Origin of the sequence: Secundilactobacillus similis DSM 23365 = JCM 2765 (assembly GCF_001311075.1) — a bacterium.
GTDB classification, from domain to species: Bacteria; Bacillota; Bacilli; order Lactobacillales; family Lactobacillaceae; genus Secundilactobacillus; species Secundilactobacillus similis.
This window is the reverse complement of the sequence record NZ_BBAD01000143.1, coordinates 1-4,112: the sequence shown is the minus strand read 5'-3', so window position 1 is coordinate 4,112 and position 4,112 is coordinate 1. Positions and strand designations below refer to the sequence as shown.

General features: G+C 39.3%; 3 protein-coding genes and 1 CRISPR repeat array. All 3 genes read left to right on the top strand.

All coding sequences use genetic code 11. The features are described 5' to 3' along the window. Window positions 1–475: 475 nt before the first annotated feature. Genes JCM2765_RS16160 through JCM2765_RS16150 form a run of 3 tightly spaced genes read left to right on the top strand, consistent with a single transcriptional unit; the run spans window position 476 to window position 3,020 of the window. A complete protein-coding gene (locus JCM2765_RS16160; protein WP_162231439.1) occupies window positions 476–1,054 on the top strand; it encodes a CRISPR-associated endonuclease Cas3'' in 579 nt (192 codons plus the stop codon). Then, window positions 967–1,779 (top strand): DEAD/DEAH box helicase, encoded by an 813-nt coding sequence (locus tag JCM2765_RS16155; RefSeq protein ID WP_082405190.1) that lies wholly within the window; start codon window positions 967–969, stop codon window positions 1,777–1,779. Before JCM2765_RS16160 ends, JCM2765_RS16155 begins: the two co-directional genes overlap by 88 nt. A gap of 17 nt (window positions 1,780–1,796) precedes the next feature. Next, window positions 1,797–3,020: a helicase-related protein gene (locus JCM2765_RS16150; RefSeq protein WP_225352153.1), complete on the top strand. Its 1,224-nt coding sequence runs from the start codon at window positions 1,797–1,799 to the stop codon at window positions 3,018–3,020. Between the two features lie 158 nt (window positions 3,021–3,178). Beyond that, a CRISPR array of direct repeats spans window positions 3,179–4,108; the repeat unit is 34 nt; unit sequence GTCTCGCTCTTTCGTGGAGCGAGTGAATTGAAAT. Between the last annotated feature and the right edge of the window lie 4 nt (window positions 4,109–4,112).

Genomic DNA, 4,112 nt, shown 5'->3' with positions numbered 1-4,112 from the left:
AGAGTGCGTGAATTGAAATACGTAAGGCTTCGTATTGTGACTTGGTAAATGCTATCGCACTCTCTAAAGGAGTGCGTGAATTGAAATATCATTGTTGTATAGATCAGACAATAAGTCGTTGGATCGCACTCTCTAAAGGAGTGCGTGAATTGAAATCAGACCCAACCAAATTTTTAGCAACTAAAGCCGAATCGCACTCTCTAAAGGAGTGCGTGAATTGAAATATCGCTAACATCAAAGGCCCTCTCGCATCCGCCATCGCACTCTTTAAAGGAGTGCGCGAATTGAAATAGCTAATGCCTTGCGTAGGCAGAATTGAGTTTAACATTGCACTTACTCGAAGGGGGAGACTATTCTCGAGGAAAGACCTGTGTAGGAACTAAATTCTACGATGAGTATTCACAAGAAATAATTTAACGAATTATCACTTTATATTAGAACGTAAATTTGAATTATGAGCCTAATAGGAGGTTTTATGATGAAATATATCGCACATATTGGTCGGGATAATGATCAGACGCAACTTTTAAGCGATCATTTGACTACTGTTCGTGACATGTGTGAAGAGTGGGGAAGATCGATTGGACTTAGTCATGTTTGTGGATTAGCAGGCTGGTTGCATGATTGCGGAAAGTATACCGATGAATTTCAATCATATATTCTGAGAGCACATAATGGAGATCCTAAAGCGGTTCCGGGAATAGTAGACCATTCTAGTGCAGGCGGTTTTTATTTAATCCAATGTATTGAAAAATATAAAGATGTAACGGGTTTAGCAAACCAGCAGCCTGCCAAGCTGTTAGCGGAATTAGTCGGAAATGCTATTTTTGCCCATCATAATCCTAACGGGGCATTGGATTATATTGGTGAAGTATCACAATTAGGTGGTGATAATCAATTTGTGTTGAAAGACACACTCCCTTTTTCGAAGCGCGTGGAAAATGTCAGAGTGAAGATTATCAAAAAATGTACAATGAAATTCGACCACGTTTTTTTGCTGAATTTGATGAATCAGTTTTTGAACAGTATTATAAAGCAGCACTTGATGAGATAGCTGCTATTGATATCATCGAATTGTTAAATAATCAGTACTTTTATTTGCGTTTTATTTTAAGCACGCTTATTGACGCGGATCATACCAACACGGCTGATTTTGAAATGCAAATAGCTGACAGAGAATTTAGAAATAATAATAAAATTTTAGCAGACTATTATCAAATCAATGAGACTGCTGTAGCTCAACAGGCAAAATCTAATAAAAAGATTCAAAACGAACAGTTAAAAAAATTGAATGAATTACGCCAGAAAATGTCGGATGCTTGTGTTAATTTGAATAGTGAAGACGCAGGTATTTATACATTATCCGTACCAACTGGTGGTGGTAAGACGTTATCCAGTTTGAGATTTGGATTAAATCATGCTAAAAAATATGGGACGGAACGACTTGTTTATATCGTTCCATATACAACAATTATTGAACAAAACGCCGATGTCATTCGAAAACGGTTAAATGGCAGTACTGAAGACTCAACGAATATTCTGGAGTATCACTCAGCAGTAGTAGGTGACTTTAAAACAGCGAAAGTAGATGAATCAGTTGGTGATAGTGCTTATTACTACGCTCGAGATACATGGGATTCACCGATTATTTTAACATCGCAGGTTGCATACTTAGATGCATTGTATGGTAAAGGAAGTAAAAATATACGGCATATGCATCGGTTAGTTAACTCAGTATTGATATTTGATGAAATTCAAGCTATGCCGATGAAATGCTAGGGTTAAACAATTTGGCAATGAGCTGGTTATCTCAAGAAAAAACTACAAGCTTACTTTGTACTGCTACACAACCGGTGTTAGAGGGAATACTGGATGGAGTTACTGTAAAAGGTGAGATTGTTCCGAATTTATCAACGGTCGAGCAGGCCTTTAAACGAGTTGAAATTATGCCAGATTTGAAAAAGCAGTACGATTTATCAGAATTAATGAACTTGGTCAATCATCGATTGGAGAAAGTACGTAGCTTATTAGTGATCTTAAATACAAAAGCGGCTGTAAAAAAAGCCTATCAAACATTCGAGGCAGGAAACGATGCGGTTAAGTATCACCTTTCAACATCAATGTGTCAGAAAAATAGGCAGTATAAGTTTCAACAGATCAGAAAAGATTTACGACAGTCAGACATAAAAAAAGTGGTCGTGTTTTCGACAAACTTAATTGAAGCAGGGGTAGATTTGAGTTTCGAGGCGGTCATTCGTTCGGCAGCGGGGTTAGATAGCGTTATTCAAGCAGCCGGTCGGTGTAATCGAAATCACGAAACTGATATGGCACAAGTTAATCTAATTAAAACTACATCTGATTTAGAAAACATGAGTGGTCTAAATCAGATAAAAAAGGCAGCAGATATTACGGAAACTATTGCCCATGACAAAACAAATTTAATGACTGCACCGATAATCAATAACTTTTTTGAGCAATTGTACAATCATGATGAAAGGAATAAATCTGAATTAAAATATCCACTTAACATTAAAGATACACAGTTGGATCTATATCATATTGTTCGTGGTAATATTGTAGATGAGGGTGAAGTACCGAGTGGTCAACTACTTGAGCGACGAGAGCAACGTGCCTTAGCGCCATCCACAACGGATTTTACAGTTGCTTCTCAAATTGTAACTAAATGTTTTAATGTTATTGATAGTCCAACAACTGACGTTATAGTTGAATATTCAATGGATGATGAAAAATTTAGCGGTACCTCAGGGGATACTGAAAGTCACGATATTATTACGCAGTTACTCTCCGAACAAAGTAAATTTGGTGATGTTTCTAAATTATTGAAAGCGGCTAGACCATACACAGTATCCGTCTATGATGGTGCATTGAAAAAACTACAAGAAGAAGGCGCCGTTCAGTACTACGAAAATCAAGATATTTGGGTTGTTTTGAAGAGTGCCTATAGTCCTGAGTTTGGATTGGGTGGCAACGAATTAAATCCAGACGAATTTATGTTTTAGGTGCGAACCGTAAGCTCACATGTTTTTTACGGAGGATTCGCACCGATAATATATGACATTTTGAATCAAAGTTACAAAGTAAAATTTACGAAGTATGTATTATATGTATCGCTGCACTATATTTAGTATTGATATATGAACATATACTAAATGTTGCGGTCTCGCTCTTTCGTGGAGCGAGTGAATTGAAATACACGGTGACGTGTTGGATCGGTACGGCACTGAAGGTCTCGCTCTTTCGTGGAGCGAGTGAATTGAAATTACACGGTGAAATGGTAGTGATCGTTACCTCAGTGTCTCGCTCTTTCGTGGAGCGAGTGAATTGAAATATGCGTGCGTTAAAAATGCTCTGTATGATGGCGTTGTCTCGCTCTTTCGTGGAGCGAGTGAATTGAAATATTAATAAAGGCGGCTTTAAAACAAAAAAAGAAGCGTCTCGCTCTTTCGTGGAGCGAGTGAATTGAAATACGAATGAAAGTCGCCACGACTACCAGAGCCATAATGTCTCGCTCTTTCGTGGAGCGAGTGAATTGAAATGTCATCCATCAGTCCGTGAAGGAGTCCAACCACGTCTCGCTCTTTCGTGGAGCGAGTGAATTGAAATACCGAACATGAGTGAAAAGAGTCAACAAGGTCAGGGTCTCGCTCTTTCGTGGAGCGAGTGAATTGAAATCAAACCGCCGCCAATGATTCTGGCGGGGCGTTCGTCTCGCTCTTTCGTGGAGCGAGTGAATTGAAATCATGTTGGCTACCGTGACTTCATAAGTTCCGGCGGGGTCTCGCTCTTTCGTGGAGCGAGTGAATTGAAATACTGTCGGTTGTTGGGTATTGGATCAACCCGGTGCCGGTCTCGCTCTTTCGTGGAGCGAGTGAATTGAAATGACTTCTTAGTCGTCTTGGCGTACGCCTTAGAAATGTCTCGCTCTTTCGTGGAGCGAGTGAATTGAAATATTGATACGGAACGTGGTAGTGTCGGTAAATGAATGTCTCGCTCTTTCGTGGAGCGAGTGAATTGAAATATTCCTCGTCACCGTCCTTAACCATTTCAAATCGTGTCTCGCTCTTTCGTGGAGCGAGTGAATTGAAATCGGT